This window comes from Friedmanniella luteola, from assembly GCF_900105065.1.
Taxonomy (GTDB): domain Bacteria; phylum Actinomycetota; class Actinomycetes; order Propionibacteriales; family Propionibacteriaceae; genus Microlunatus; species Microlunatus luteolus.
Map to the genome: position 1 here is coordinate 3,571,912 of NZ_LT629749.1, position 24,214 is coordinate 3,596,125.

At 74.1% G+C, this 24,214-nt stretch carries 19 protein-coding genes; 9 read left to right on the forward strand and 10 right to left on the reverse strand.

The window, feature by feature from the left end:
• Positions 1 to 83: 83 nt before the first annotated feature.
• Positions 84 to 1,712 carry a GAF domain-containing sensor histidine kinase gene (locus BLT72_RS16825; RefSeq protein WP_091414258.1) on the forward strand — a complete coding sequence of 543 codons (1,629 nt, stop codon included), beginning with the start codon at positions 84 to 86 and terminating at the stop codon, positions 1,710 to 1,712.
• Positions 1,713 to 1,761: 49 nt separating this feature from the next.
• The gene (locus BLT72_RS16830) at positions 1,762 to 2,424 is read left to right on the forward strand and encodes an NADPH-dependent F420 reductase (RefSeq protein WP_091414260.1); all 663 of its coding nucleotides are present in this window, start codon (positions 1,762 to 1,764) and stop codon (positions 2,422 to 2,424) included.
• 76 nt (positions 2,425 to 2,500) lie between these two features.
• Here BLT72_RS16830 and BLT72_RS16835 read toward each other — a convergent pair whose 3' ends face one another.
• Entirely contained in the window at positions 2,501 to 3,139 is a 639-nt protein-coding gene (locus tag BLT72_RS16835) for a TIGR03085 family metal-binding protein (protein WP_091414262.1), read from the reverse strand.
• A 338-nt stretch (positions 3,140 to 3,477) separates the two neighbouring features.
• Between BLT72_RS16835 and BLT72_RS16840 the strand changes: the two genes are divergently transcribed.
• Genes BLT72_RS16840 through BLT72_RS16860 form a run of 5 tightly spaced genes read left to right on the forward strand, consistent with a single transcriptional unit; the run spans position 3,478 to position 10,026 of the window.
• Positions 3,478 to 5,028, forward strand: a complete 1,551-nt coding sequence (locus BLT72_RS16840) for an amino acid permease (protein WP_197677073.1) — start codon at positions 3,478 to 3,480, stop codon at positions 5,026 to 5,028.
• A gap of 39 nt (positions 5,029 to 5,067) precedes the next feature.
• Complete coding sequence (locus tag BLT72_RS16845) at positions 5,068 to 5,919, forward strand: glutamate ABC transporter substrate-binding protein (RefSeq protein WP_091414264.1); 852 nt, start codon at positions 5,068 to 5,070, stop codon at positions 5,917 to 5,919.
• Between the two features lie 16 nt (positions 5,920 to 5,935).
• Entirely contained in the window at positions 5,936 to 7,798 is a 1,863-nt protein-coding gene (locus tag BLT72_RS16850) for a putative nucleotidyltransferase substrate binding domain-containing protein (protein WP_091414266.1), read from the forward strand.
• Positions 7,795 to 8,679, forward strand: a complete 885-nt coding sequence (locus BLT72_RS16855) for a metallophosphoesterase (protein WP_091414267.1) — start codon at positions 7,795 to 7,797, stop codon at positions 8,677 to 8,679. Before BLT72_RS16850 ends, BLT72_RS16855 begins: the two co-directional genes overlap by 4 nt.
• A 54-nt stretch (positions 8,680 to 8,733) precedes the next feature.
• Positions 8,734 to 10,026 (forward strand): glycoside hydrolase family 32 protein, encoded by a 1,293-nt coding sequence (locus tag BLT72_RS16860; protein ID WP_091414269.1) that lies wholly within the window; start codon positions 8,734 to 8,736, stop codon positions 10,024 to 10,026.
• Between the two features lie 28 nt (positions 10,027 to 10,054).
• On the opposite strand, the gene metG is transcribed toward BLT72_RS16860, so the two are convergent.
• Positions 10,055 to 11,842: a methionine--tRNA ligase gene (gene metG / locus BLT72_RS16865; protein ID WP_091414271.1), complete on the reverse strand. Its 1,788-nt coding sequence runs from the start codon at positions 11,840 to 11,842 to the stop codon at positions 10,055 to 10,057.
• 38 nt (positions 11,843 to 11,880) lie between these two features.
• Between metG and BLT72_RS16870 the strand changes: the two genes are divergently transcribed.
• On the forward strand, positions 11,881 to 13,149 hold the full coding sequence (locus BLT72_RS16870) for an ArgE/DapE family deacylase (protein WP_091414272.1): 1,269 nt from the start codon (positions 11,881 to 11,883) through the stop codon (positions 13,147 to 13,149).
• A gap of 71 nt (positions 13,150 to 13,220) precedes the next feature.
• On the opposite strand, the gene BLT72_RS16875 is transcribed toward BLT72_RS16870, so the two are convergent.
• The 7 genes from BLT72_RS16875 to BLT72_RS16905 all read right to left on the reverse strand — a co-directional run bounded on the left by BLT72_RS16875 (position 13,221) and on the right by BLT72_RS16905 (position 21,549).
• Positions 13,221 to 14,300, reverse strand: a complete 1,080-nt coding sequence (locus tag BLT72_RS16875; protein ID WP_091414274.1) for an adenosine deaminase — start codon at positions 14,298 to 14,300, stop codon at positions 13,221 to 13,223.
• Positions 14,301 to 14,357: 57 nt separating this feature from the next.
• A complete protein-coding gene (locus BLT72_RS16880) occupies positions 14,358 to 14,777 on the reverse strand; it encodes a cytidine deaminase (RefSeq protein WP_091414276.1) in 420 nt (139 codons plus the stop codon).
• A complete protein-coding gene (locus BLT72_RS16885) occupies positions 14,774 to 16,015 on the reverse strand; it encodes an ABC transporter permease (RefSeq protein WP_342587404.1) in 1,242 nt (413 codons plus the stop codon). The genes BLT72_RS16880 and BLT72_RS16885 overlap by 4 nt, the downstream gene beginning before the upstream one ends.
• A 74-nt stretch (positions 16,016 to 16,089) precedes the next feature.
• Positions 16,090 to 17,310: an ABC transporter permease gene (locus tag BLT72_RS16890; protein WP_425349213.1), complete on the reverse strand. Its 1,221-nt coding sequence runs from the start codon at positions 17,308 to 17,310 to the stop codon at positions 16,090 to 16,092.
• Positions 17,307 to 18,908 (reverse strand): ABC transporter ATP-binding protein, encoded by a 1,602-nt coding sequence (locus BLT72_RS16895; RefSeq protein ID WP_231930105.1) that lies wholly within the window; start codon positions 18,906 to 18,908, stop codon positions 17,307 to 17,309. The genes BLT72_RS16890 and BLT72_RS16895 overlap by 4 nt, the downstream gene beginning before the upstream one ends.
• 121 nt (positions 18,909 to 19,029) lie before the next feature.
• Positions 19,030 to 20,145: a BMP family lipoprotein gene (locus BLT72_RS16900; protein ID WP_231930107.1), complete on the reverse strand. Its 1,116-nt coding sequence runs from the start codon at positions 20,143 to 20,145 to the stop codon at positions 19,030 to 19,032.
• Between the two features lie 180 nt (positions 20,146 to 20,325).
• Positions 20,326 to 21,549 (reverse strand): amidohydrolase, encoded by a 1,224-nt coding sequence (locus tag BLT72_RS16905; protein ID WP_091414284.1) that lies wholly within the window; start codon positions 21,547 to 21,549, stop codon positions 20,326 to 20,328.
• Positions 21,550 to 21,624: 75 nt separating this feature from the next.
• Here BLT72_RS16905 and BLT72_RS16910 point away from each other — a divergent pair, with 75 nt between their 5' ends.
• On the forward strand, positions 21,625 to 22,518 hold the full coding sequence (locus BLT72_RS16910) for a siderophore-interacting protein (protein WP_091414286.1): 894 nt from the start codon (positions 21,625 to 21,627) through the stop codon (positions 22,516 to 22,518).
• 33 nt (positions 22,519 to 22,551) lie between these two features.
• Here the strand turns inward: BLT72_RS16910 and BLT72_RS16915 are convergent, their stop codons facing one another.
• On the reverse strand, positions 22,552 to 24,132 hold the full coding sequence (locus BLT72_RS16915) for an acyl-CoA mutase large subunit family protein (protein WP_091414288.1): 1,581 nt from the start codon (positions 24,130 to 24,132) through the stop codon (positions 22,552 to 22,554).
• Between the last annotated feature and the right edge of the window lie 82 nt (positions 24,133 to 24,214).

Genomic DNA, 24,214 nt, shown 5'->3' on the forward strand with positions numbered 1-24,214 from the left:
GCGCGGCGACCGGCATCCCGGGGAGTCGCGCCGCCGTCGACGACCACCGTCGTCGATGCACAGGACGAACCCGGGAGCCATGGATGACCAGCACGGAGTCGGCAGCCAGCGGCCGGATCCAGGAGCGGCTGCGCAGCCTGGTGGTGACCAACCGCGCCATCGTCGCCGAGCTCTCCCTGGACAGCCTGCTGCGGCTCGTCGTGGAGTCGGCCCGCACCGTCGTGGAGGCGCAGTACGCCGTGCTCGAGGTGGTGGGCCCGAGCGGCGAGCTCGAGCAGTTCATCCAGAGCGGCACCGACCGGCGTCTGGACGCCCCCGCCGGCGACGGCCCGGCCGGCGGCCTGTCCGGCGTCGTCCCCGGGTCCGCGCTCCCCGTCCGTCGCTGGTTCCCCGGGGGGGCCGGGACGGCGGCGCCGGAGGTCGGGGTGCGCTCCCTCCTCGGGGTGGCCGTCGGCTCGGGCGGCACCAGCTCGGGCAACCTGTTCCTCGCCAACCGGCTGGGGGGTGGTCCGTTCAGCGCCGAGGACGAGAGCCTGGTGACGGCCCTCGCCGCGACGGCCGGCATCGCCATCGAGAACGCCCGGCTCTACGCGGAGTCCCACCGCCGGCAGGAGTGGCTGACCGCCTCCGCCGAGATCAGCCAGCGGCTGCTGGCCGCCGACGTCGACCCGGACGACGTGCTCGGGGAGATCGCCGCCACCGTGCAGCGGCTGGCGCCGGCCGACCTGGTCAGCATCGTGGTCCCCGACCCGGCGGAGCCGGAGATGCTCGAGGTGGCCGTCGCCTGCGGGCAGGGCTCGGAGCAGCTGCACCAGATGCGGTACCGCGTCGACGGCAGCATCGCCTGGCGCTCCATGCAGGCCGGTCACGGGGTGCTCGCCCGCGACGCCGACGACGAGCTCGGCGGCATCTACACCCAGGTCCGGCCGCTGATCGCGGCGAGCGACGTGATGGCCCTGCCCCTGCGGGGGGCCGAGGAGGTGCAGGGGGCCATCGTCGTCGTCCGCACGGCCCCCGTCCCCTTCACCGCGCTGGACGTGGAGATGGCCACCGGCTTCGCCGGGCAGGCGGCGCTGGCCCTCGAGCTGGCCGGATCCCGCCGCGAGCACCAGCAGCTCGCGGTGCTGGAGGACCGGGCGCGCATCGCCCGGGACCTGCACGACCACGTCGTGCAGAAGCTCTTCGCCGTCGGGCTCACCCTGCAGGGGGCGATGCGCTCGGTGCACGACCCCGTCGTCGGGGACCGCCTCGGGACCACGGTGACCCACCTCGACGAGACCATCCGCAGCATCCGCACCTCGATCTTCGAGCTGCAGACCCCTCGCGCCGCCACCGCCTCGCTCCGGCCGCGGCTGATCGCGGTGCTGTCCGAGCTGGTCCCGGTGCTCGGCTTCACCCCGACCCTGCAGGTGGAGGGCCCGCTGGACTCCGTCGTCCGCGAGGACGTCGCCGAGGTGCTCGAGTCGGTGCTGCGAGAGGCGGTCACCAACATCGCCCTGCACGCGGAGGCCAGCTCCACGGCCGTCCGGCTGGTCACCGACGGACGGCGGCTGACCGTCACCGTCAGCGACGACGGCGACGGCCTGCCCGCGGAGATCGAGCTCAGCGGCCTGGCCGGGCTGCGCGAGCGGGCCACCGAGCTGGGCGGGCACCTGGAGCTCGGGCCGTCACCCGAGGGCGGGCTGCTGCTCACCTGGAGCATCCCCGTCTGAGCCGGGCGCGGACGGGAATGCCGGACGGGGCCGCGCGGTTCCCCCGGGCATGACGGACAGCGGAGCACGGACCCTCGGCATCATCGGCGCCGGTCACATCGGCAGCGCGCTCGCCCGGACGGCGACCCGGCACGGCTGGACGGTGGTGATCAGCAACTCCCGCGGTCCCGCGACGCTCACCGACCTGGTGGCGGAGCTGGGCGACGCCGCGCGGGCCGCCACGGCCGCGGAGGCGGCGGAGGCCAGCGACCTCGTGGTGGTCACGGTGCCGCTGCGGGCGATCGGCGACCTGCCGCTGGCCGAGCTGGCCGGCCGGACCCTCATCGACACCAACAACTACTACCCGTCGCGCGACGGCCACGTCGTCGCGCTGGACCAGCAGCGGACCACCTCGTCGCAGCTGCTGGCGGACCTGGTGCCGACGGCGCGGGTGGTCAAGGCCTTCAACCACATCGGGGCGCTGGCCATCACCGGTGACGCCACGGAGCCGGGCACCGCGGACCGGCGCGCCCTCGTGGTGGCCGGCGACGACGCCACCGCCCGGCAGCAGGTGGCGGCCTTCGTCGACGAGATCGGGTTCGACGTCGTCGAGGTCGACTCGCTGGCCGACACCTGGCGGATCGAGCCGGGCACCCCGGGCTACGGCCCCCGGCTGACCCGGGAAGGCCTGACCGCGGCGCTGGCCGCGGCCACCCGCCCCGAGCCCGTCTGAACCCGTGGCCCGTCCGAACCCGGGCCCACCCGGACCGGCCCACCCGACCGGCCCGACCAGCCGAGCGGCGGGCGGGCTAGGAGCGGCCGAGCCAGCCCTCGAACCGCTCGACGGCCTCCGGCGGTCCGGAGAGCTGCACCTGGGCGGCCTGCCGGCGTCCGCTGACCCAGAGCGCCAGCTCGAGCGGCTCCCCGGTGAGGGTGACCGACGGGCTGCCCGACCGCACCACGGCCGGCGCGCCGCCCGGCCGGGCGAGGACCACCCCGACCGGTGAGCGCCGGAGCTTCATCCGGGCCGTCAGCGGGACCTGCCGGAAGATCGCGTCGGACTGCGCGGCGGGGAGGGTGCGGGCGGCACCCGCTCCCCCACCACGGCGGACGTCCTCGTGGTGGATGGCGTACTCCAGGACGTTGACCTGCTCCGAGGCCCAGCTCATCGGCGACCAGCGCGGCGGGCCGGTGACGAAGCGGTCGATCAGCCCGGCGTAGCCGTCCGGGGTCGCGGCGGGCTCGGCGAGCCTGCCCAGGTGCTTCTCCCGCCCGGGCTCCGCCCGCCCGACCACGTCGCCGATCCCGCCGACCGGGTCCTGCTCGCGCTGCACCAGGTGGGCGAGCAGCCGCTTGGCGTCCCAGCCCTCGCAGAGGGTGGGGGCGTCGGGGTCGGTCCGGCGGAGCGTGTCCACCAGCGCCTTCTTCTCGGTGCGGGCCCAGCCCATGACGGGTCTCCTCGTGGTCGGCGGTGCTGCCCCGACGGTACCCGGCGACGGTGGGCGACCCGCTCCCACCGGCCGCGGCGCATCGTCCATAGTGAGGCTTAACATCACCGTCACCGGCCGGACATCTGGCGGGCGACGCGATGGCTACGGTGAGTCCACGGCGGCGCGCAGGCGGCCGACCGTGCAGGGCCCACCACGACCGTCACGACCGCTGCCCCGAGCGGAAGGCCCAGCATGAGCGCACCACCCCGCCCCGCCCCCACCCCGGTGGCCGGCGCACCCCGGCGCCCCGCGCCGCCCGCTCCTGTCCACCCCGTCGTCCACTCGAGGGAGATGCCATGACCCAGACGGAAACCCCGCACGACGCCCCTCACGACTCGCTGAACGCCGAGCAGGTCGGGTACAAGCAGACGCTCGGCCGCCGGCACGTGCAGATGATCGCGATCGGCGGGGCGATCGGCACCGGCCTGTTCCTCGGCTCGGCCTCGCGGCTGCACAGCACCGGCCCGGCCCTGCTGTTCAGCTACGCCTTCGTGGGCGTCATCGCCTACTTCCTGATGCGGGCCCTCGGCGAGCTGGTGCTCCACCGGGCCACGTCGGGAGCCTTCGTCTCCTACATGCGTGAGTTCTTCGGTGAGCGGGCCGCCTTCATCACCGGCTGGCTCTACTGGCTCAACTGGGCGCTGACGGGCATCGCCGAGCTGTCGGCTGTCGGTCTCTACGTCCAGTACTGGTTCCCCACCATGCCCACCTGGGCCACCGTGCTGATCGCGCTCGCGGTCGTGCTGGTGATCAACCTGCTGTCCGCCCGGGCCTTCGGGGAGTTCGAGTTCTGGGCCTCGATCGCGAAGGTCGGCGCCATCGTCGTCTTCCTCGTCGTGGGCCTGATCGTCGTCATCGGGCAGTTCGACATCGGCGGCCACCAGGCGGGCTTCTCCAACCTGTGGTCCAACCCGGGCGGCTTCTGGCCCTCCTCGGGCGACTTCAACTGGTACGGCCCGATCCTGGTGATGTCCGGTGTCGTCTTCGCCTACGCCGCCATCGAGATGGTCGGCGTCGCGGCCGGGGAGATGGAGGACTCCGACCGCGAGGTGCCCAAGGCGGTGAACGCGGTCATCTTCCGGATCGCCGTCTTCTACTGCGGCTCGATCCTGCTGCTCGTCTCGATGCTCCCCACCAGCGAGTACAAGGCCGGCATCAGCCCTTTCGTCACCGTCTTCGACCGGCTCGGCCTGGGCTGGATGGGGACCGCGATCCAGGTCGTCCTGATCATCGCCGCCCTGTCCAGCCTCAACTCGGGCCTCTACTCCACCGGCCGGGTGCTCCGCAGCCTCGGGATGGCCAAGCAGGCGCCCGCCTTCACCCTCAAGATGAGCAAGCAGGGCGTCCCGTGGGCCGGCATCCTCATGACCTCGGTGGTCTTCGTCTTCGGCGCGGTGCTGAACTTCCTGATCCCCAACGCGTTCGAGGTCGCCCTCGAGGCCGCGGCCATCGGCGTCCTGTTCACCTGGGGCACGATCTTCCTGTGCCAGCTCCGGCTGCGTCAGCTGGTCACCAAGGGCGTCATCCCGGCCAGCCCGTTCCAGATGCCCGGCCACCCCTACACCAGCATCATCGGGCTGGTCTTCCTCGTCCTGGTCCTGGTCGGCCTCGCGGTCTCGGGCTGGCAGTCCTCGCCCTACTTCCTGCACAAGACCACCTTCCTGGTGGTCGTCTTCGGCATCCCGGTCCTCGCGCTCGCCCTCGAGATCGGCTGGCGCGTGGTCAAGCCCCAGGTCGTGGCCAACACCGGCAACCGGCTCAGGGCCGTGTGGTCCGACGACGGCCCGACCTACGGCCGCGACGTCAGCGCCGACGACCTGGAACCCGACGAGAACGCCGTCGTCTGAGCGCTCGCTCCCACTCACAGGATCTGGGAAAGGAAGACCATGCACGCCAACGTTCACCGGACGGTCGTCACCGCAGCCGTCGCCGGGCTCACCGTCACCCTGCTGGCCGCCTGCAGCTCCGGCGGGGGGCCGGCCGCCGAGCCGTCGCTGGTCCCGGGCGCCTCCAGCGGCGGCACCCTGAAGATCGGCATCTCCTTCGACGAGCCCGGCCTCGGCCTGAAGTCAGGCGACGGCTACGCGGGTTTCGACGTCGACACCGCCACGTACGTGGCCAAGGCGCTGGGGGTCCCCGCCGGGGGCATCACGTGGGTGGAGGCCCAGCCGGCGGACCGCGAGAAGCTCCTCGCCGACGGTTCCGTCGACCTGGTGTTCGCCACGTACTCGATCACCGAGGAGCGCCGGCAGCAGGTCGACTTCGCCGGTCCCTACTTCGTCGCCCACCAGGACCTGCTGGTGCGGCGCAACGACGAGGACATCACCGGGCCGGACACGCTGAACGGCCGGAGCCTGTGCTCGGTGACGGGGACCACCTCCGCCCAGCTGGTCAAGGAGCGGTACCGGGGCAAGATCAGCCTGCAGGAGCTGCCCCGGTACTCCGACTGCGTGACCAAGCTGGCCGACGGCGAGGTCGACGCGGTCACCACCGACGACCTGATCCTCGCCGGCTACGCCGCCCAGAAGCAGTACAAGGGGGTCCTGCGGCTCGTCGGCAGGGGCTTCTCCGACGAGCTGTACGGCGTGGGGGTCAAGAAGGGCAGCCCCGACATGGTGACGAAGGTGAACGCGGCCCTGAAGCAGTACATCGCCGACGGGTCGTGGGAGCGGTCGCTGAAGAAGGAGGTCGGCCCCTCGGGCTACGCCATCCCCAACCCGCCGTCGCCGGGCGTCTGACCGGTACGGTTCCGGCATGGCGACGGGCACCGCGGAGGACCTGACCGCCCTGCTCGCCGGGTACGCGCCCTTCGACTCCCTGGACCCGGAGACGCTCGAGGCGGTGGCGGCCGCGGCGAGCATCGGGCGGTTCGCCCGGGGGGAGCTGGTGCACGACGCGTTCACCGACCCCACCTGGGAGGTGTTCCTCGTCATCGCCGGCCGGGTCGAGCTGTGGAACGACGCCGACGCCCTGACCGGGCCGGCGGACGAGGTGCTCGGCCCGGGCGGGGTGTTCGGGTTCTCCTCGATGCTGACCGAGCGGGCCGTCGGTCCCCGCGCGGTGGCCACCAGCGACGCCACCGTCGCCCGGATCCCCGGCTCGACCGTCGCCCCGGCGTTCGCCTCCCGGACCGGCGCCCGCTTCCTCGCCGAGCAGGTCTCCTCGGCCGGCCGGCCCGCGGCCGCGGCGCCCGCCTACAGCACCGTCGACGACCTCATCGTCCGGCCGCCGGTGGTCGTGGACCCGACGACGACGGTGGCCGAGACCGCCCGGCTGATGAGCGAGGCCGACGCCGGGTACGCCGCCGTCCGGGACGGCCACGGCGGCTACGGGCTGATCACCGACGCCCTGCTCCGGCGGCGCGTCCTCGTCGAGGGCCGCTCGGACGCCACCCCGGCCGGGGAGGTGATGGACCCGGGCACGCCCACCGCCGTGCTCGGCGACTCGGCCGCCGAGGCGCTGATCCTGATGCTCGACCGTGAGGCGGACTACCTCCTGGTCACCGACCGTGCGGGGGTGCTGCGGGGCGTCGTCTCCCCCCGCGACTTCACCGTCTCCCCCACCACGGCCGGGGTCTCGGTGCACGAGCAGCTGCGCCGGGCCGCGTCCACCGAGCAGCTGGAGGTGCGGGCCCGGACCATCCCGGGGGTGCTGGCCGACCTGCTGAACCGCGGCCTGGCCTCGGGCCGGGTGGTGGCGGTCCACTCGGCCCTGCTGGACGCCGTCGTCCGGCGGGCGCTGACGCTGGTGATGGCGGAGCACCCGGACCTGTCGGTGGACGCCTTCACCTGGCTGAGCCTGGGCAGCCACGGCCGCCGGGAGGCGGTGCTGAGCTCCGACGTCGACTCGGCCGTCGCCTTCGACGACGCCACGGACCCGGCCCAGCTGGAGCGCTACCGCGCGGCCTTCGCCGAGGTCGGCCGGGTGCTGGCCCGGGCCGGCATCAACGGGGACGAGCACGGCGCGAACGCCGAGCGGCCACCCTTCGCCCGCACCCACAGCGCCTGGCGGCAGGCGGCCCAGGGGTGGCTGGCCCGGCCCGCGGAGGACCAGGGGGCGGTGATGACCTCGCTGCTCGTCGACGCCCGCCCGATCCACGGCGACCCCGGGCTGCCGGCCGCAGCAGCGGTCTTCGCCGACCTGCGGCGGCACCCGGGCACCATGCGCCTGCTCCTGCAGGAGTCGCTGTCCCGCCGGGCCAAGCAGCCGCCGGCCCGGCTGCTCAGCCGGCGCAGCGGCCGGTTCGACGTCAAGGACCACGCGGTGCTGCCCATCGTGAACCTGGCCCGCTGGGCGAGCCTCAGCGTCGGGTCGGCCGCGCTGTCCACGCCGGAGCGGCTGCGCGCGGCGTCGGGCTCGGCGATGCTGCCGCAGGCGCAGGGCGACACCCTCGTCGAGGTGTTCGAGGTGCTGCAGCGGCTGCGGCTGCGCTACCAGGTGCGCCAGCACCAGCGGGGCGTCGCGCCGACCGACGTGCTGCGGATGGACCAGGTGTCCCCCCTCGACCGCAGCGTGATCGCCCAGGCCGTCCGCGAGGTGGCCTCGGTGCAGCGCCGGATGGACAACGTCGCCCAGTACGTCCCCGTCGAGGGCTGGGCCTCGCCGCCGCCCCCGTGAGCACCGTTCCCGCGAGCCCCGGTCCCGAGAGCACCGTCCCCGGGGGTGGCGGACCTCCGGGCACCGGGCGGGTCGCGGTCGTCGGTGACCTCGGCGGCCACCTGGAGGAGCTGACCGCCGAGCTGGTGCGGCTGGGGGCCGACCCGGTGTCCGGCCGGCTGCCGGACGACCTCACCGTCGTGCAGGTCGGCGACCTCGTGCACCGTGGCCCGGACTCCGAAGGCGTGCTGGCGCTGGTGGACCACCTCCTCCGCACCCAGCCGGGCCAGTGGGTGCAGCTGGTCGGCAACCACGAGGCGCAGTACCTGGCCGAGCCGCTGTTCGACTGGCCCGAGCGGCTCGGCGCCGCGGGGCGGGCGACGCTGCGGCGCTGGTGGTCCTCCGGCCTGATGCGGGTGGCGGCCGCGGTGACCACCGCCGAGGAGAGCTACCTCGTGACCCACGCGGGGCTGACGACCGGCTTCTGGCGCGACGTCCTGGGCGGGACGGAGGACGTCCGGGACGCCGGACGGCTGCTGAACGCCCTGGCCGGGGAGCACGAGGCCGAGCTGTTCCGGCCGGGTCACATGCTGACCGGTCGGCGCCCGGCCCGCGCCGCGGGACCGGTCTGGGCCGCGGCGGCGACGGAGCTCGTCCCGGGCTGGGCGGACCGCCGGCTGCCCTTCAGCCAGGTGCACGGCCACAGCTCCGTCTACGACTGGCGCCAGCTGAGGTTCCGCGTGCCGGCGGACCTCGTCCGGGTCACCCGGCTCGACGAGGAGGCCAAGCACGCGACCACGACCCTCGACGGCGGCCGCCTCGTCGGGGTCGACCCGGGCCACGGGCGGGAGCCGGTCCGGCCGTGGCGGGCCCTCGAGCTCGCCGGCCGGCTCACGGGATAGACCGCCGACCCACCTCCCCCACGCCCTCCCCACCGACCACGAACGGAGACCCCCGTGCCGGACCCCGCCGATCGAGCGCGGGTCGGGACCGACCCGACCTTCCCGCGGCTGCACGGGCGGCCGCGGCGCGGCTGGCTGAACGACCCGAACGGGCTGGCGCACGTCGACGGCACCTGGCACGTCTTCTTCCAGCACAACCCGGCCGCCCCGGTGCACGACGCCATCGCCTGGGGGCACGTCAGCTCGCCCGACCTGCTGCACTGGACCGAGGAGCCGCTGGCCCTGGTGCCGCGACCCGGCCGCCCCGACGCCGCCGGCTGCTGGAGCGGCTGCGTCGTCGACGACGGCGGGGTGCCGACGGCGGTCTACACCGCCGTGACGGCCGAGGCGTCCGACGGCCAGGTGCTGCTGGCCACCAGCGACCGGACGCTGCGGCACTGGCAGCAGGCCGCCACCGCGGTGGTCCCCGCCCCGGAGGGCCCGACCGTCACCGAGGTCCGGGACCCGTTCCTGGTCACCGTCGACGGCCGTCGGTACGCCGTGCAGGGCGCCGGCCGACCGACCCGGGACGGCCGGCCGCAGCTGCTGCACTGGGCCTGCGACGACCTGCAGCACTGGGAGCCGCTCGGCCCGCTGCTGGACGACGACGACCCGGTCGCGGCGGCGGTCGCGCCGGCCAACATCTGGGAGTGCCCCAGCCTGGTGGCGCTGGACGGCCGCTGGGTGCTGGTGCTCTCCCTGTGGCGGGCGTCCGGCGACGGCGTCGGTGAGCTGGCCGGGGTCCGCTCCCTGGTCGGGGACCTCGAGCCGGCCGGCGCCGGGCTGCGGTTCGTGGCCGCCTCGGGCGGCGTCCTGGACGCGGGGCCGGCGTTCTACGCCCCGCAGCTGCTGCCCGACGGCGACCGCGTGCTGCTCTGGGGCTGGGCCTGGGAGCTGGACCGGCCGCCGGAGCAGGTGGCGGCGGCCGGCTGGGCCGGGGTGCTGACCTTCCCGCGCGAGCTGACGCTGGTCGGGGACGCGGTGGGCGTCCGGCCGGCCCGGGAGCTGACGGCGCTGCGCTCGGCCGTGCTGCCGGCCGCGGAGCCCGTCACCGCGGCGGCCTTCGAGGTGCTCGCCGACGGACCCGTCGGGCTCACCCTCGCCGACGGTGACCGCGAGCAGCCGGTGCTCGACGCCGCGTTCGGCGCCGGCGGACCGGTCCGCGTGCTGGTCGACGGCAGCCTGGTCGAGGCGTTCGCGGCGGACGGCCGGAGCCTGACGACCCGGGCCTACCCGACACCCACCAGCCACTGGCGCGTCGACGGCCCCGCCCGGGTGCACCGGCTGGAGCTGCCCGGTCCGGGCTGACGGTCCGCGACGCGGCTCGGCGCCGGCCTCAGGACCCGATCGGCGCCCAGTCGGGTCCGGTCTCGCCCAGCTTCTCGTCGAGCTTGGGGAACAGCGGGGTCGGCTTGTGCAGCGGGCGGCCGGGCTCCAGCGGGGTGCTGGCCCAGCGGGCCTGCTGCGCGGCGTACTCCCCCATCAGCACGGGGTAGTCCGGGCCGCCCTCCTCGCTGACCTCGCGCACCTCGGGCTGCGCCGCCCAGACGCCGCCGCCGCCCAGCGCCTCGTGCACCTTCTGGGCGGCGTGGGGCAGGAAGGGCGTCATCAGCGTGTTGACGTCGCTCACCACCTGCAGGGCGGTGTGCAGCACCGTGTCCCGGCGCTCCGGGTCGTCCTTGAGCTTCCAGGGCTCGGCGTCGGAGAGGTACTTGTTGGCGGCCCCGGCGACCCGCATCGCCTCGCTCATCGCCGCCTTGAGCCGGTTGCGGCCGAGCAGCTCGCCGACGACGTCGAAGGAGCCCCGGGCGGTGGCCAGCAGCGTCTGGTCGAGGTCGGTGAGGGTGCCCGGAGTCGGCACCGCGCCGTTGTTCTTGTGCGCCATCGAGACCGAGCGGTTGACGAGGTTGCCCCACTCGTTGGCCAGCTCGAAGTTGGTCCGGCGGACGAACTCGTCCCAGGTGAAGTCGGAGTCCGTGGTCTCCGGGCCGGCGACGGCGATGAAGTAGCGCAGCGCGTCGGGGCCGAAGTCGCGCAGGAAGTCGCCGACGTAGATCACCTTGTTGCGGCTGGTGGAGAACTTGGCGCCGCTCATGGTCAGGTACTCGCTGGAGACGACCTCGTCCGGCAGCCGCAGCTGCCCGAGCGGTCCGACGGTGCCGCCGTGGTCGCCCTCGCCGTTGTGGCCGAGCAGGATGCCCGGCCAGATGACGGAGTGGAAGACGATGTTGTCCTTGCCCATGAAGTAGTAGCTGAGCGCCTCGGGGTCCACCCACCACTGCTGCCAGGCGTCCGGGTCCCCGGTCCGCCGGGCCCACTCCACCGAGGCCGACAGGTAGCCGATGACGGCGTCGAACCAGACGTAGAGCCGCTTCATCGGCTGGTCGCGCCAGCCGTCCAGCGGCACCGGCACACCCCAGTCGAGGTCGCGGGTGATGGCCCGGGGCCGCAGGTCGGCCAGCAGGTTCTGGCTGAACTTGAGCACGTTGGGCCGCCAGTCGGTGCGCTGTCCCAGCCACGTCCCCAGCGAGCCGGCTAGGGCCGGCAGGTCGAGGAAGAAGTGCTCGGTCTCGACGAACTTCGGCGTCTCCCCGTTGATCCGGGAGCGCGGGTTGATGAGGTCGGCCGGGTCCAGCTGGTTGCCGCAGTTGTCGCACTGGTCGCCGCGGGCGCCGTCGTAGCCGCAGATCGGGCAGGTGCCCTCGATGTAGCGGTCCGGCAGCGTCCGGCCGGTCGACGGGCTGACCGCGCCCATCGTCGTCCTCGGGACGACGTAGCCGTTCTTCCACAGCCCGAGGAACAACTCCTGCACCACCGCGTAGTGGTTCAGGGTGGTGGTGCGGGTGAAGAGGTCGTAGGACAGCCCCAGGCCCGCCAGGTCGTCGACGATCACCCGGTTGTACTTGTCCGCGAGCTCCCGGGTGGTCATCCCCTCCCGCTCCGCCTGCACCGAGATCGGCGTGCCGTGCTCGTCGGTGCCGGACACCATCAAGACGTCGTTGCCGATCATCCGCTGGTAGCGGGAGAAGACGTCGGACGGGACCCCGAAACCGGAGACGTGACCGATGTGGCGCGGGCCGTTGGCATACGGCCACGCGACAGCGGTCAGCACGCGTGAGCTCATGGGGGAAGCCTAGGCGTCGGCGCCACTACATTGAGCCGGTGCTCACCGCCACCGAGGCCGCCGCGCTCGCCCTGCTGGACGAGGCCGGCACCGTCGCCACGCTCCGCGACCTGGTCGCCGTCCCCAGCGTCGGCGGCAGCGACGCCGAGGTCGAGATCCAGGCGCTGCTGGCCCGCCGGCTCACCGAGCTGGGCCACGAGGTCGACCACTGGCCACTGGACCTGGCCGCCCTCCGGGCGCACCCCGACCACCCGGGGGAGGAGGCCGAGCGGGCCGAGGCCTGGGGCCTGGTGGGCACCACCGGCGGCCGCGACGGCGAGGACCCGGTGCCCGCGCTGGTGCTGGAGGCGCACGTCGACGTCGTCCTGCCCGGGGACCTCGACGCCTGGAGCTCCGACCCGTTCACCCCCGTCGTCGACGGCGACGACCTGGTGGCCCGGGGCAGCAACGACATGAAGGGCGGGTTGGCCGCCGTGCTGGCGGCGGCCGCCGCGGTCCGGGCCAGCGGGGCCGAGCTGGTGCGGCCGCTCGCGGTGCACTGCGTCGTCGGCGAGGAGGACGGCGGGCTGGGGGCGTTCGCCACCCTGCAGCGCGGCCACCGCGGCGCGGCCTGCGTCATCCCCGAACCCACCGGGCTGGACCTGGTGACCGCCAACGCCGGCGCCCTCACCTTCCGGATCGAGGTGCCGGGGGTGGCCACGCACGGCAGCACGGCCTACGTCGGGGTGTCCGCCATCGACCGCTACCTCGGCCTGCACCGGGCGCTGGCCGCCCTGCAGGAGCGGCGCAACGCCGACCCCGAGCCGCTGTTCCGGCACCTGCCGGTGGCCTACCCGATCTCGGTCGGCCGGCTCGTCGCCGGCGACTGGCCGAGCAGCGTGCCCGACCTGCTGGTGGCCGAGGGCCGCTACGGCCTGCGGGTCGAGGAGGACCCGACGACGGCTCGCGCGGAGCTGGAGGCCGCGGTGGCCGAGGCCGCCGACGCCGACCCGTTCCTGCGCGACCACCCGCCGGTGGTGACCTGGCGGGGCGGTCAGTTCGCCGGCGGCCACCTGCCGTCGGGACACGTGCTCCGCGACGTCGTCGGCCTCGCCCACTCCGCGGTGGCCGGCGGTCCCCCGCCCCGCGAACGGGGCGCCCCCTACGGCAGCGACCTGCGCCTCTACGCCGCCGCCGGCGTCCCGACCCTGCACTACGGCCCGGGCGACATCCGCACCGCGCACGGCCCGGACGAGCGCGTCCCCCTCGCCGAGGTGCTCACCTGCGCCCGCGTCCTCACCCTCGCGGTCCTGCGACTCTGCACCTGAGGCCCGCCCCCCGGCCGAGCTGTCAGCACCGAGCTGACCCAGGCACCGGTGTCTGGCAAGTCGGCGGGAACTCAGCCCCGGGCGGCCTCGAAGCCGGGGAGGATGACGTCGTCGATCAGCTCCTCGCGCAGCGGGTGCGGCAGGAACGCCGACGCCGCCGCGTTGAGGGTGATCCGTTCCAGGCCGTCGAGGTCGTAGCCGAGGTGGTCGACGAGCACGCCCATCTCGTGGCTCAGCGTGGTCCCGCTCATCAGCTGGTTGTCGCTGTTGACGGTCACGACGAAGCCGAGCCCGTCGAGCAGCGGGAACGGGTGCGCGTCCAGCGAGGCGACGGCCCCGGTCTGGGCGTTGGAGGAGGGGCACAGCTCCAGCGGGATCTGCTGGTCGCGCACGTAGGCCGCCAGCCGGCCGAGCGTCACCGAGCCGTCGTCGTTGCTCGTGATGTCCTCGACGATCCGCACGCCGTGACCGATCCGGTTGGCGCTGCACACCTGCAGCGCGCCCCAGATGGAGTCGACGCCGGCCGCCTCGCCCGCGTGGATCGTGTACGGGAAGCTGGCCTGCTTCAGCAGCTGGAAGGCCGGCAGGAAGCGCTCGGCCGGGAAGCCGTCCTCGGCGCCGGCGATGTCGAAGCCGGCGACGCCCTGGTCGCGGTAGGCCAGGGCCAGCTCGGCGATCCGCGTCGACGGCTCGACGTGGCGCATGGAGGTGACCAGCTGCTGCACCTGCAGCCGGTGCCCGCGGTCGGCGCAGACGAGCATGCCCTCGGTCAGCCCGTCGCGGACGGCCTCGACGGCGTCGGCCTCGCTGAGCCCGCCCCGGGTGTGCTGCTCGGGGGCCCAGCGGGCCTCGCCGTAGACGACGCCGTCGGCGGCCAGGTCCTCGACGAACTCGCGGGCGACGCGGCGCAGGTGCTCCGGCGTCTGCATCACCGCGATGGTGTGGTCGAAGGTCTCGAGGTAGCGGACCAGCGAGCCCGAGTTGGCCGACTCGGCGAACCAGCGGCCGAGCGCCTCGGGGCTGTCCGCGGGCAGCGGGTGGCCGATCTCCGTGGCGATCCCGAAGACGGTCGCGGGCCGCAGCCCGCCGTCGAGGTGGTCGTGCAGGGAGACCTTGGGCAGCGAGCGCAGCAGGTCGGGGGCGAGCGTCATGACGGTCCTCAGGTGGTCGGTGTTCGCGGTGCGCGGCTCAGGGGTCGGGGGTGGGGCTCAGGCGTGGCTGCCGGGGTGGCGCTCGACCTCGTCCAGCTGGTCGGCGCCGAAGGCCTGCGGGAGCACCTCCGCCATCGTGACGATGCCGGCGGGTGAGTCGACGAGGCAGTCCGGCCCGCCGTTCTCCCAGAGCAGCTGGCGGCAGCGGCCGCACGGCATCAGGGCCAGCCCGCGCTTGTCGACGCAGGCGAACGCGACCAGCCGGCCGCCCCCGCTGGCGTGCAGGGCCGAGACGAGCCCGCACTCCGCGCAGAGGGTGACGCCGTAGGCGGCGTTCTCCACGTTGCAGCCGACCACCACCCGGCCGTCGTCCACCAGCGCGGCCGCGCCGACCTGGTAGTCCGAGTAGGGCGCGTAGGCCCGGGCGGTCATCTCCCGGGCTCGCGCCCGGAGCAGGTCCCAGTCCGGGGCGCTCATTTCTCGAACGCCACGCCGTCGGCGGCGGGCGGCCGGACCCGTCCGACCAGCCCGGCGACGGCGATGATCGTCGCGACGTAGGGCAGCACCAGCAGGAACTGGCTGGGCATCGGCGTGCTCAGCGTCTGCAGCTGGGAGGCCATCTGGGTGACGAAGCCGAAGAACAGGCACATCAGCGCGGCCAGCACCGGGCGCCAGCGGCCCATGATGACCGCGGCGAGGGCGATGAAGCCGTTGCCGACGGTGAACTCCTTGGAGAACGCCCCGGTCGAGGCCAGGGTGAAGAACGAGCCGCCGACGCCGGCGAAGAGCCCGCCCGCCAGCACGGCCGACCAGCGGACGGCCCGCACGCTGATCCCGACGGTGTCGACCGCCTCGGGGTGCTCGCCGGTCGCCCGGACCCGGAGCCCCCACGTGGACCGGTAGAGCAGCAGCCAGACCACCAGCACCGCGAACCCGGCCAGGTAGGCCAGCACGTTCTGGGAGAACAGGACCGAGCCGAAGAACGGGATCTTCTCCAGCAGCGGGATGGGCAGCGGCTCCAGCACCGGCGCGGCGTTGTAGCGCTGCGAGGCCGGCTGCACGAGCTGGTCGAAGAGGAAGCCGGTGATCCCGACGGCCAGCAGGTTGAGCACGACGCCGAGCACCACCTGGTTGACCAGGTAGTTGATGGCGAACAGCGCCAGCAGGGCGGCCATCACGAGGCCGGCCACGACGGCGGCGAGGATGGCCGCGGTGACCGAGCCGGTCAGGCTGCCCACCACCGCGGCGGCGAACGCGGCGGTGAGGAACTGGCCCTCGATGGACACGTTGACCACCCCGGCGCGCTCGCAGAGCACGCCGCACAGGGCCCCGAGGACCAGCGGGGTGGCGAGCGCCAGGGTGCCGGCGAACTGGTTGCTGACGGGGAACGGCAGGTCGCGGCCGGCCGCGGCCCAGGTCAGGAAGCCGAGGACCACGGCCAGTCCGGCGACGACGCCGGCGACCGTGGGCAGCCGCCCGGTGAGCCGGCCGGACAGGAACGCGGCGGCCGCCAGCAGGCAGAGCACCGCGCAGCCCGCCACGGTGGCCAGCCCCGGCAGGGCGACGGTGGGCAGCTGCACCTCGTCGAAGGCGTTGGACAGGGCGAAGCGGGCCTGGCCCGAGGTGGAGCCGAGGGCGACGAGCAGCAGCAGGCCGACCACGCCGATCAGCACGCCGGTGGAGAGCCGCTGCCGACGCTTCTCGGCCGACTCCACCCGCTGTTCGACGGCGGGGCGGCCGACCCGGCCCGGCTCGCCGGAGCCGGTGGCCGTCGGCTCGACGGCGGTGCTCACGCGAGACCCCCTTCGGCTGCCGGACCGACGGGTCGGAGCCGGCGGCCCCGCAGGAACGGCAGCAGCTTCGCGACCAGCGCGGGGGCGGCGACGAACAGCACGATCAGCGCCTGCAGGGCGGTGGTCAGGGTCAGCGGGGTCTGGGCGACGCTCTGCATGGCCAGCCCTCCGGCGTGCAGGGCGCCGAACAGCAGACCGGCCAGCACGATGCCGAGCGGGCGGGACCGGCCGAGCAGGGCGACGGTGATGGCGTCGAAGCCGATGGAGCCGACGATGCCCGCCGAGAGCGGCACCGGCACCCCGGAGGCGCTCGGCCCGAGCGCCGCCTGGACGCCGGCCAGACCGGCGAGCGCCCCGGCGGCGACCATGGTGATGATCGTCGTGCGGGCCACGCTCATCCCGGCCGTCGCGGCGGCGTGCGGGTTGGCCCCGACGGCGCGGATCGCGAAGCCGGTGGTCGAGCGGTCCAGCAGCCACCAGACCCCGACCGCGGCCAGCAGGGCCAGCAGGAAGCCGAGGTGCAGCCGACCGCCCTCCAGCCGCGGCAGCGTCGCGTTCCACTCGACCAGCGGCGAGATCGGGTCGGTCCGACCCGGGCGCCGGAACGCGGTCGTGGTGAGCAGGTAGCCCAGCAGGCCGGCGGCGATGTAGTTCATCATGATCGTCACGATCACCTCGTGGGCGCCCGAGCGGGCCTTCAACCAGCCCACGACGCCGCCCCACAACCCGCCGCCGACCAGGCCGCCGAGCACGGCCACGACCAGGTGGACGCCCGGCGGCAGCGACCAGGAGAAGCCGATGTAGGCCGCCACGACCGCACCGAGGATGGCCTGGCCCTGCGCGCCGATGTTGAAGAGTCCGGCCCGGAAGGCCAGCCCGACGCCGAGACCGGCGCAGATCAGCGGAGCCGCCTGCGCCGTCGTCTCGGTGATCGGCCCGTAGCCGCCGAGGGCGCCCTCGACCAGGGCCGAGTAGGCGCCGGCGACCTTCTCCCAGCTGGCCGCGAGGGCGTCGGAGGGACGGTCGAAGAAGTAGGTGAAGGTCTGCCGGACCTCGGTGTCGGAGACGATCATCAAGACGGCGCCGACCGCGAAGGCCAGCACGAAGGCGGCGAGCGTGGTGGCCACCTCCGTCCAGGGGATCCCGCGCCGCGGCCGGGCCGTCGGCTGGGGCGCGGCCGCCGGGCTGGCGGCCTGCGGGGTGCCGGTGGTGGTCACCGGGCCTCCTCGGGGGTGCTCGCGAGGGACGCGGCCAGGGCCTCGTCCTCCTCGGTCCGGGTGGTCGCCGACGCCGCCGCCAGCGCCTCGTCGGTCGGCACGCCGGCCATCATCAACCCGAGCACCTCCCGCGACGTGGTGGGCGGCACGGTCCCGACGATCCGGCCGCGGTACATGACGGCGACCCGGTCCGCGAGCGCCACCACCTCGTCCAGCTCGGTGGAGACGATGAGCACGGCGGTGCCGCGGTCCCGCTCCTCCACCAGCCGGCGGTGCAGGAACTCGATGGCGCCGACGTCGACGCCGCGGGTGGGCTGGCTGGCCACCAGCACCGACAGCGGCCGGGACAGCTCGCGGGCCAGCACGACCTTCTGCTGGTTGCCACCGGAGAGCGCGGCGACCGGGGTGTCGACGGACTGGGTGCGGATGTCGAACTCCGCGACCCGGGCCTCGGCGTTGCGCCGGATGGTGGGCAGGTCCAGCGCGATGCCGCGGGCGTACGGCTTCTCGTCCGCCTGGTTGAGCACCAGGTTCTCGGCCACGGTGAAGCTGCCCACGAAGCCGTCGCGCTTGCGGTCCTCGGGGACGAAGCCGACGCCGGCCCGGATGGTGTCCCGGGTGGAGCCGGTGGCCAGCGGCCGGCCGTCGAGGTGGACCGTCCCCGCGGTGACCGGTGCGGCGCCGAGCAGCGCCTCGGCGAGCTCGGTCTGCCCGTTGCCCTGGACGCCGGCGACGCAGACGATCTCGCCGCCCGCGACCTCGAGGTCGAGCTCGTGCACCGCCAGCAGGCCGCTCGGGCTGGCCACCGAGACGCCCTGCAGCACCAGTCGGGGCTGCTCGCTGGGGCGCGCGGGCTCCTTGTCGACCACGAGGCTGACCGCCCGGCCGACCATCAGCTCGGCCAGGTGCGCCTCGGGGTCGCTCGGCAGCGCCGTGCCGACGACCTGGCCGCGGCGGATGACCGTGATCTTGTCCGCGATCGCGCGGACCTCGCGGAGCTTGTGGGTGATGAAGACGATGGCGCGGCCCTCGTCGCGCAGCGAACGCATGACCGCGATCAGCTCGTCGATCTCCTGCGGGGTGAGCACCGCGGTCGGCTCGTCGAAGATCAGGTAGCGCGCGTCGTCGGCCAGGGCCTTGAGGATCTCGACCCGCTGCTGGACGCCCACGGGCAGGTCCTCCACGCGCGCGTCGGGGTCGACGTCGAGGTGGTAGCGCTCCGACAGCGACGCGACGGTACGGCGGGCCTGACGCATGTTGAGGAGCCCGCGGCGGTGGTCGCCGAGGGCCAGGTTCTCCGCGACCGTGAAGACGTCGACCAGCATGAAGTGCTGGTGGACCATCCCGATCCCCGCGGCGATCGCCTCCTTGGGGCTGCGTGAGACCTGCGGGCGGCCGTCGATGGTGATCTCGCCCTCGTCGGGCTGCAGCAGCCCGTAGAGCACGTTCATCAGGGTCGACTTCCCGGCGCCGTTCTCGCCGAGCAGGCAGTGGATCTCGCCCGGCACGATGTCGAGGTCGATGGCGTCGTTGGCCACGAGCGTCCCGAACCGCTTGGTGATCCCGCGCAGGCGCAGGCCTGCGTCCTGGTCAGTCACGCACGAATCCTTCCACAACGGGTCGGGAACCCCGACGGTCGACGGGGCGGGTGCGGCTCCCGGACGCGGCCGGCCCGGCCCCGCGGTGGCGGAACCGGGCCGGTCGGTCAGGAGCTGGCGGTCAGGAGGACGGCTGCGACTTGGACTCGATGGTGATCGTGCCCGCGATGATGTCGGCCTTGATCTGGTCGAGCTCGGTCTTCAGCTCGGCCGGGACCTTGGAGTCGAACTGGTTGTACGGGGAGAGCCCGGTGCCCTCGTTCTCCAGGGTGCCGACGTAGGGCTCGGCGGAGAAGCTGCCGTCCTGCGACGCCTTGATCGCGTCGGCGACGGCGACGTCCATGCCCTTGTAGACGCTGGAGATGATCTGCGGGCAGTAGGTCTCGGCGCTGACGCAACCGTCGGTGTCCACCCAGATGGCGTTCGCCTTGCCGCCGCTGGCCTTGGCGGCCTGCAGCGCGCCGATCCCGGCCGGCCCGGCGACCGGGAGGATGACGTCGGCGCCCTGGCTGATCAGGGTGCCGGCGACCCGACCACCGTCGGTGTCGGACTCGAAGTTGCCGACGAACTGGCCGTCCTGCTTGGAGACGTCCCAGCCGAGGACCGACACGTCGGCGCTCTTCTTCTCGTTGTAGTAGTCGACGCCCTGGGCGAAGCCGTCCATGAAGATCGTCACGGTCGGGATCTTCACGCCGCCGAAGGTGCCGACCTTCTTGGTCTGCGAGGTGCCGGCGGCGAGGTAGCCGGCCATGAAGCTGGACTGGGCGGTGTTGAACACCAGCGGCTTCAGGTTGTCGACACCCTTGTAGGCCTCGGGGTCGTTGTTGTCGACGATCGCGAAGTCGATGTCGGGGTTCTTCTTGGCCGCGGCGACCGTGTCGTCGCTGAGCAGGAAGCCGACGGTGACGATGATCTTGCAGTCCGCGTCGACCATCGACTGGATGTTCCCGGCGAAGTCCGCTGCCGAGCTCGACTCGACCTGCCCGGTCTCGATGCCCAGCTCGGCCGCGGCGTCGGTCATGCCCTTGTATGAGGTCTGGTTGAACGAGCGGTCGTCGAAGCCGCCGGAGTCGGAGACCATGCAGGCCTTGAAGTCGGCAGCACCACTGGCGCCCGAGCTGGCGCTGGCGCTGCTGCTGGCCGCCGGGTCGGCGGTGCCGGGGGCCTCGGCGCAGGCGCCGAGGGTGAGCAGGACGGCAGCGCTGAGCGCTGAGCCCGCGAACAAGGACTTCTTCACCGAGGACCTCCAGGGTGCGACAGATGTGCGGTGGGGGGCGCGGGCAGCGGGCATCTTCGTGCCGCTGCCTCGTCGCGCCGTGGGGGGAACAGTACCGGCTCCGGCCCGCACCGGCGGCACCCGGAAACGGCCGCCGGTCCCCTGGATCGCCGGAGGGCCTCTCGGGCTGGGCCGGACCGCTCAGATGCCGGGGCGCTCCGCGGACGAGGCGACGTCGGCCAGCACCCGCAGGCCGACCGGGATGCAGCGCTCGTCGGCGACGAAGTTGGGCTGGTGGATGTCCGCGGTGGAGGCAGCGCCGGGGGGCCGGACCCCCAGCCGGGCCAGCGCCCCGGGCACCTGCTGCAGCATCCAGGAGAAGTCCTCCCCGCCGAGCGACTGCTCGGTGGTGGTGACGCCGTGGGGTCCCAGCATCTCCTCGGCGGCCCGGGTCAGCCGGCGCACGCCGCGGACGTGGTTGACCGCGGGCGGGACGCCGTCGTTGACGGTGACCTGGACCTCGACCCCGAAGGGCCGGACGACCTCCGCGATGAGCTCGGGCACCAGCTCCTTGGCCTGCTGCCAGCCGGCGACGTCGAGGGCGCGCAGCGTGCCCTCGATCTCGCCCGAGCTGGGGATCGCGTTGGCCACCGAGCCGGCCTGCACCCGGCCCCACACCAGCGAGACGCCGCTGCGGGGGTCGACCCGGCGGGACAGCAGCAGCTGCACCTGGGTGGCCAGCGCGCCGAGCGCGCCGACGACGTCCTGGGTGAGGTGCGGCCGGGAGGTGTGCCCGCCGGTGCCGGTGAGGGTGACCCGGACCTGGTCGACGGCGGAGGTGATCGGACCGACCTTGAGGGCGATCCGGCCGGTGTCGGTGCGCGGGTCGCAGTGCAGCGCGTACACCTCACGGACGTCGGCCAGCACGCCCCCCTCGATCGCGTCGACGGCGCCACCGGGGTTGGTCTCCTCGGCCGGCTGGAAGATCAGCCGGACGCCCCGGGTGAGCAGGCCCTCGTCACGCAGCCGGGCCAGCACCAGGCCGACGCCCAGCAGGATCGTGGTGTGCACGTCGTGCCCGCAGGCGTGCGCCACGCCGGGCACCGTCGAGGCGAAGGGCAGGTCGGTCCGCTCGCTGATCGGCAGCGCGTCGAGGTCGGCGCGCAGCCCCACCAGCCCGTCGGCGTAGTCGAAGCCGGCCGGCAGCACGTCGCACCAGGCGCCCGTCCCGACGGGCAGCAGCTTGGCGACCAGCCCCGCCCGCTCCAGCCGCTCGGCCACCAGGGCGGTCGTCCGGTGCTCCGCGTGGCTGATCTCCGGGTGGGCGTGCAGGTCGCGGCGGACGGCGACCAGCTCATCCGTCAGGTCGTCGACCGCGCGGTCGATCAGGGCGCGCCGGAGGGCGTCGCTCGCGGTGGAAGACATCCGAGACATCCTCGCACGCGATCCGCCGGCGCCGCGGCCGTCCCGCGCAGGCCCGACGTGTCCTAGCGTGGGCCCGTGCCCCCACTGACCCTGTACCGCGCGGAGGTGCGGGCCACCGCACGGCTGAGCCCGCACCTGGTCCGGGTGACGTTCGGGCCGGCCGGCGCGCTCGACGCCCTCCTCGACCTCACGGCCTTCCGCTCCACCGGGGTCGGCGACGAGCGGCTGGTCCTCGTGCTGCCCACGCCGGGCGAGCGGCACACCCCGGTCCCGGACGCGGACGGCGGCTGGGACCACCTGGACCCCGGGCGGCGCCCCGCGCAGCGCAGCTACACCGTGCGGGCCTCCGACCCGACGTCGGCGACACTGGTCGTCGACGTCGTGGTCCACGAGGGCGGACCCGGCTCGGCCTGGGCCCTGCGGGCGGCGGAGGGCGACGTCGTCCTGCTGACCGCGGCGATGGGCTGGTACCGGCCGCCGCCGGAGGCGACCTGGCAGCTGCTGGTGGCCGACCTGACGGCGCTCCCCGCGCTGGCCCGGATCACCGAGACCAGCCCGCTGCCCAGCCACGCGCTGGTCGAGGTGCCCGAGCCGGCCGACCGGCTGCCGCTGCCGGCCGCCGCCAGCACCCGCTGGCTCTGCGGCACCGGCAACGGCCTCGGTCCCAGCGGGCTGCTGCGCGCCCTGCGGGACCTCCCGCTGCCGCCGGGGCCGGGCTACGTCTGGTGCGCCGGTGAGGCCGCCGAGACCCGCGCCCTGCGCCGCCACCTGCGGCACGCGCGCGGGCTGACCACCCGGGAGTACGTCGTCCTCGGCTACTGGCGCCACGACCAGGCCGACTGGGACCGCCGCTACGCCGAGCTCGCCGGCGGCCTGGAGGGCGTCTACGCCGACGCGGTCGCCCGCGGCCTCTCCAGCACCGACGCCCTCGAGGCCTACGACGACGCCCTGGAGCGGGTCGGGCTGTGACCACGGCGGCCTGAGCCGGCCTCAGCGGAAGGGCTAGAACGCCTCGCTCGGCCGGTAGACCCCCCAGACGGCGCGGAGGGCGTCGCAGACCTCCCCCACCGTCGCCCGCGCGGCGAGGGCGCGCTTCATCGGGACCAGGACGTTGTCGGTCCCCGCGGCCGCGGCGGCCAGCGCGGCCAGGGCCGCGTCGACCTCGGGCTGGTCGCGCTCGGCGCGCAGCCGGGCCAGCCGGGCCCCCTGCGCGACCTCGATCGCCGGGTCGACGCGGAGCGGCTCGTAGGGCTCGTCCTCGGCGCCGCCGAAACGGTTGAGCCCGACGACGACCCGCTCGCCGCTGTCGATCTGCAGCCCGACGTCGTAGGCCGAGCGCTCGATCTCCAGCTTCTGGTAGCCCTCCTCGATAGCGCGGACGGCGCCGCCGCGGTCGGCGACCTCGGCCATCAGCCGGCGGATCTCGGCCTCCAGGTCGTCGGTCAGCGACTCGACCACGTAGGAGCCGGCGAACGGGTCGACGGTGCGGGTGACGTCGGTCTCGTGGGCCAGCACCTGCTGGGTCCGCAGGGCCAGCCGGGCGGCCTTGGCGCTGGGCAGCGCCAGCGCCTCGTCGTAGGAGTTGGTGTGCAGCGACTGGGTGCCGCCCAGCACCGCGGCCAGCGCCTGCACCGTCACCCGGACGAGGTTGACCTCCGGCTGCTGGGCGGTCAGCTGGACGCCGGCGGTCTGGGTGTGGAAGCGCAGCATCATCGACTTCGGGTTCGTCGCGCCGAAGTCGTCGCGCACCACCGAGGCCCAGATCCGCCGGGCGGCCCGGAACTTGGCCACCTCCTCCAGCAGCGTGGTGCGGGAGACGAAGAAGAAGGACAGCCGGGGCGCGATGTCGTCGACGGCCAGCCCGGCGGCCAGCGCCGCCTCCACGTAGGCGATGCCGTCGCTCAGCGTGAAGGCGACCTCCTGCGCGGGCGTCGCCCCCGCCTCGGCCATGTGGTAGCCGGAGATCGAGATGGTGTTCCAGCGCGGCAGGTGCTCGGCGCAGTAGGTGAACGTGTCGCTGACCAGGCGCAACGACGGCGCCGGCGGGTAGATGTAGGTGCCGCGGGCGATGTACTCCTTGAGCACGTCGTTCTGGATCGTCCCGGTCAGCGTCGCCGGGTCCGCCCCCTGCTCCTCGGCCACCAGCTGGTAGAGCAGCAGCAGCACCGCGGCGGGCGCGTTGATCGTCATCGACGTCGAGACCTCCGCCAGCGGGATCTCGTGGAACAGCTCCCGCATGTCGTCGAGGGAGTCGATGGCGACGCCCACCTTGCCCACCTCACCAGAGGCCAGCGGAGCGTCGGAGTCCATCCCCATCTGCGTCGGCAGGTCGAAGGCGACGCTGAGCCCCGCGCTGCCGTGGGCGATCAGCTCGCGGTAGCGGGCGTTCGACTCCGTCGCGGTGCCGAAGCCGGCGTACTGGCGCATCGTCCAGGGTCGGGAGGTGTACATCGTCGGGTGGATGCCGCGCGTGTACGGGTAGGCGCCGGGCAGGCCGAGCGCCGTGGCCGGGTCGAAGCCCGCCAGGTCGTCGGCGGTGTAGACGGGTTCGAACGGCGTCCCGGACTCGGTCGCGCCGCTCATGCCGTCCCGCTCCCTGCTCCTGCCACGCCTGCATGCTCGCACAGCGGTCCGCCGCGGGACCGGGGGCGACTGCTGAGGAACC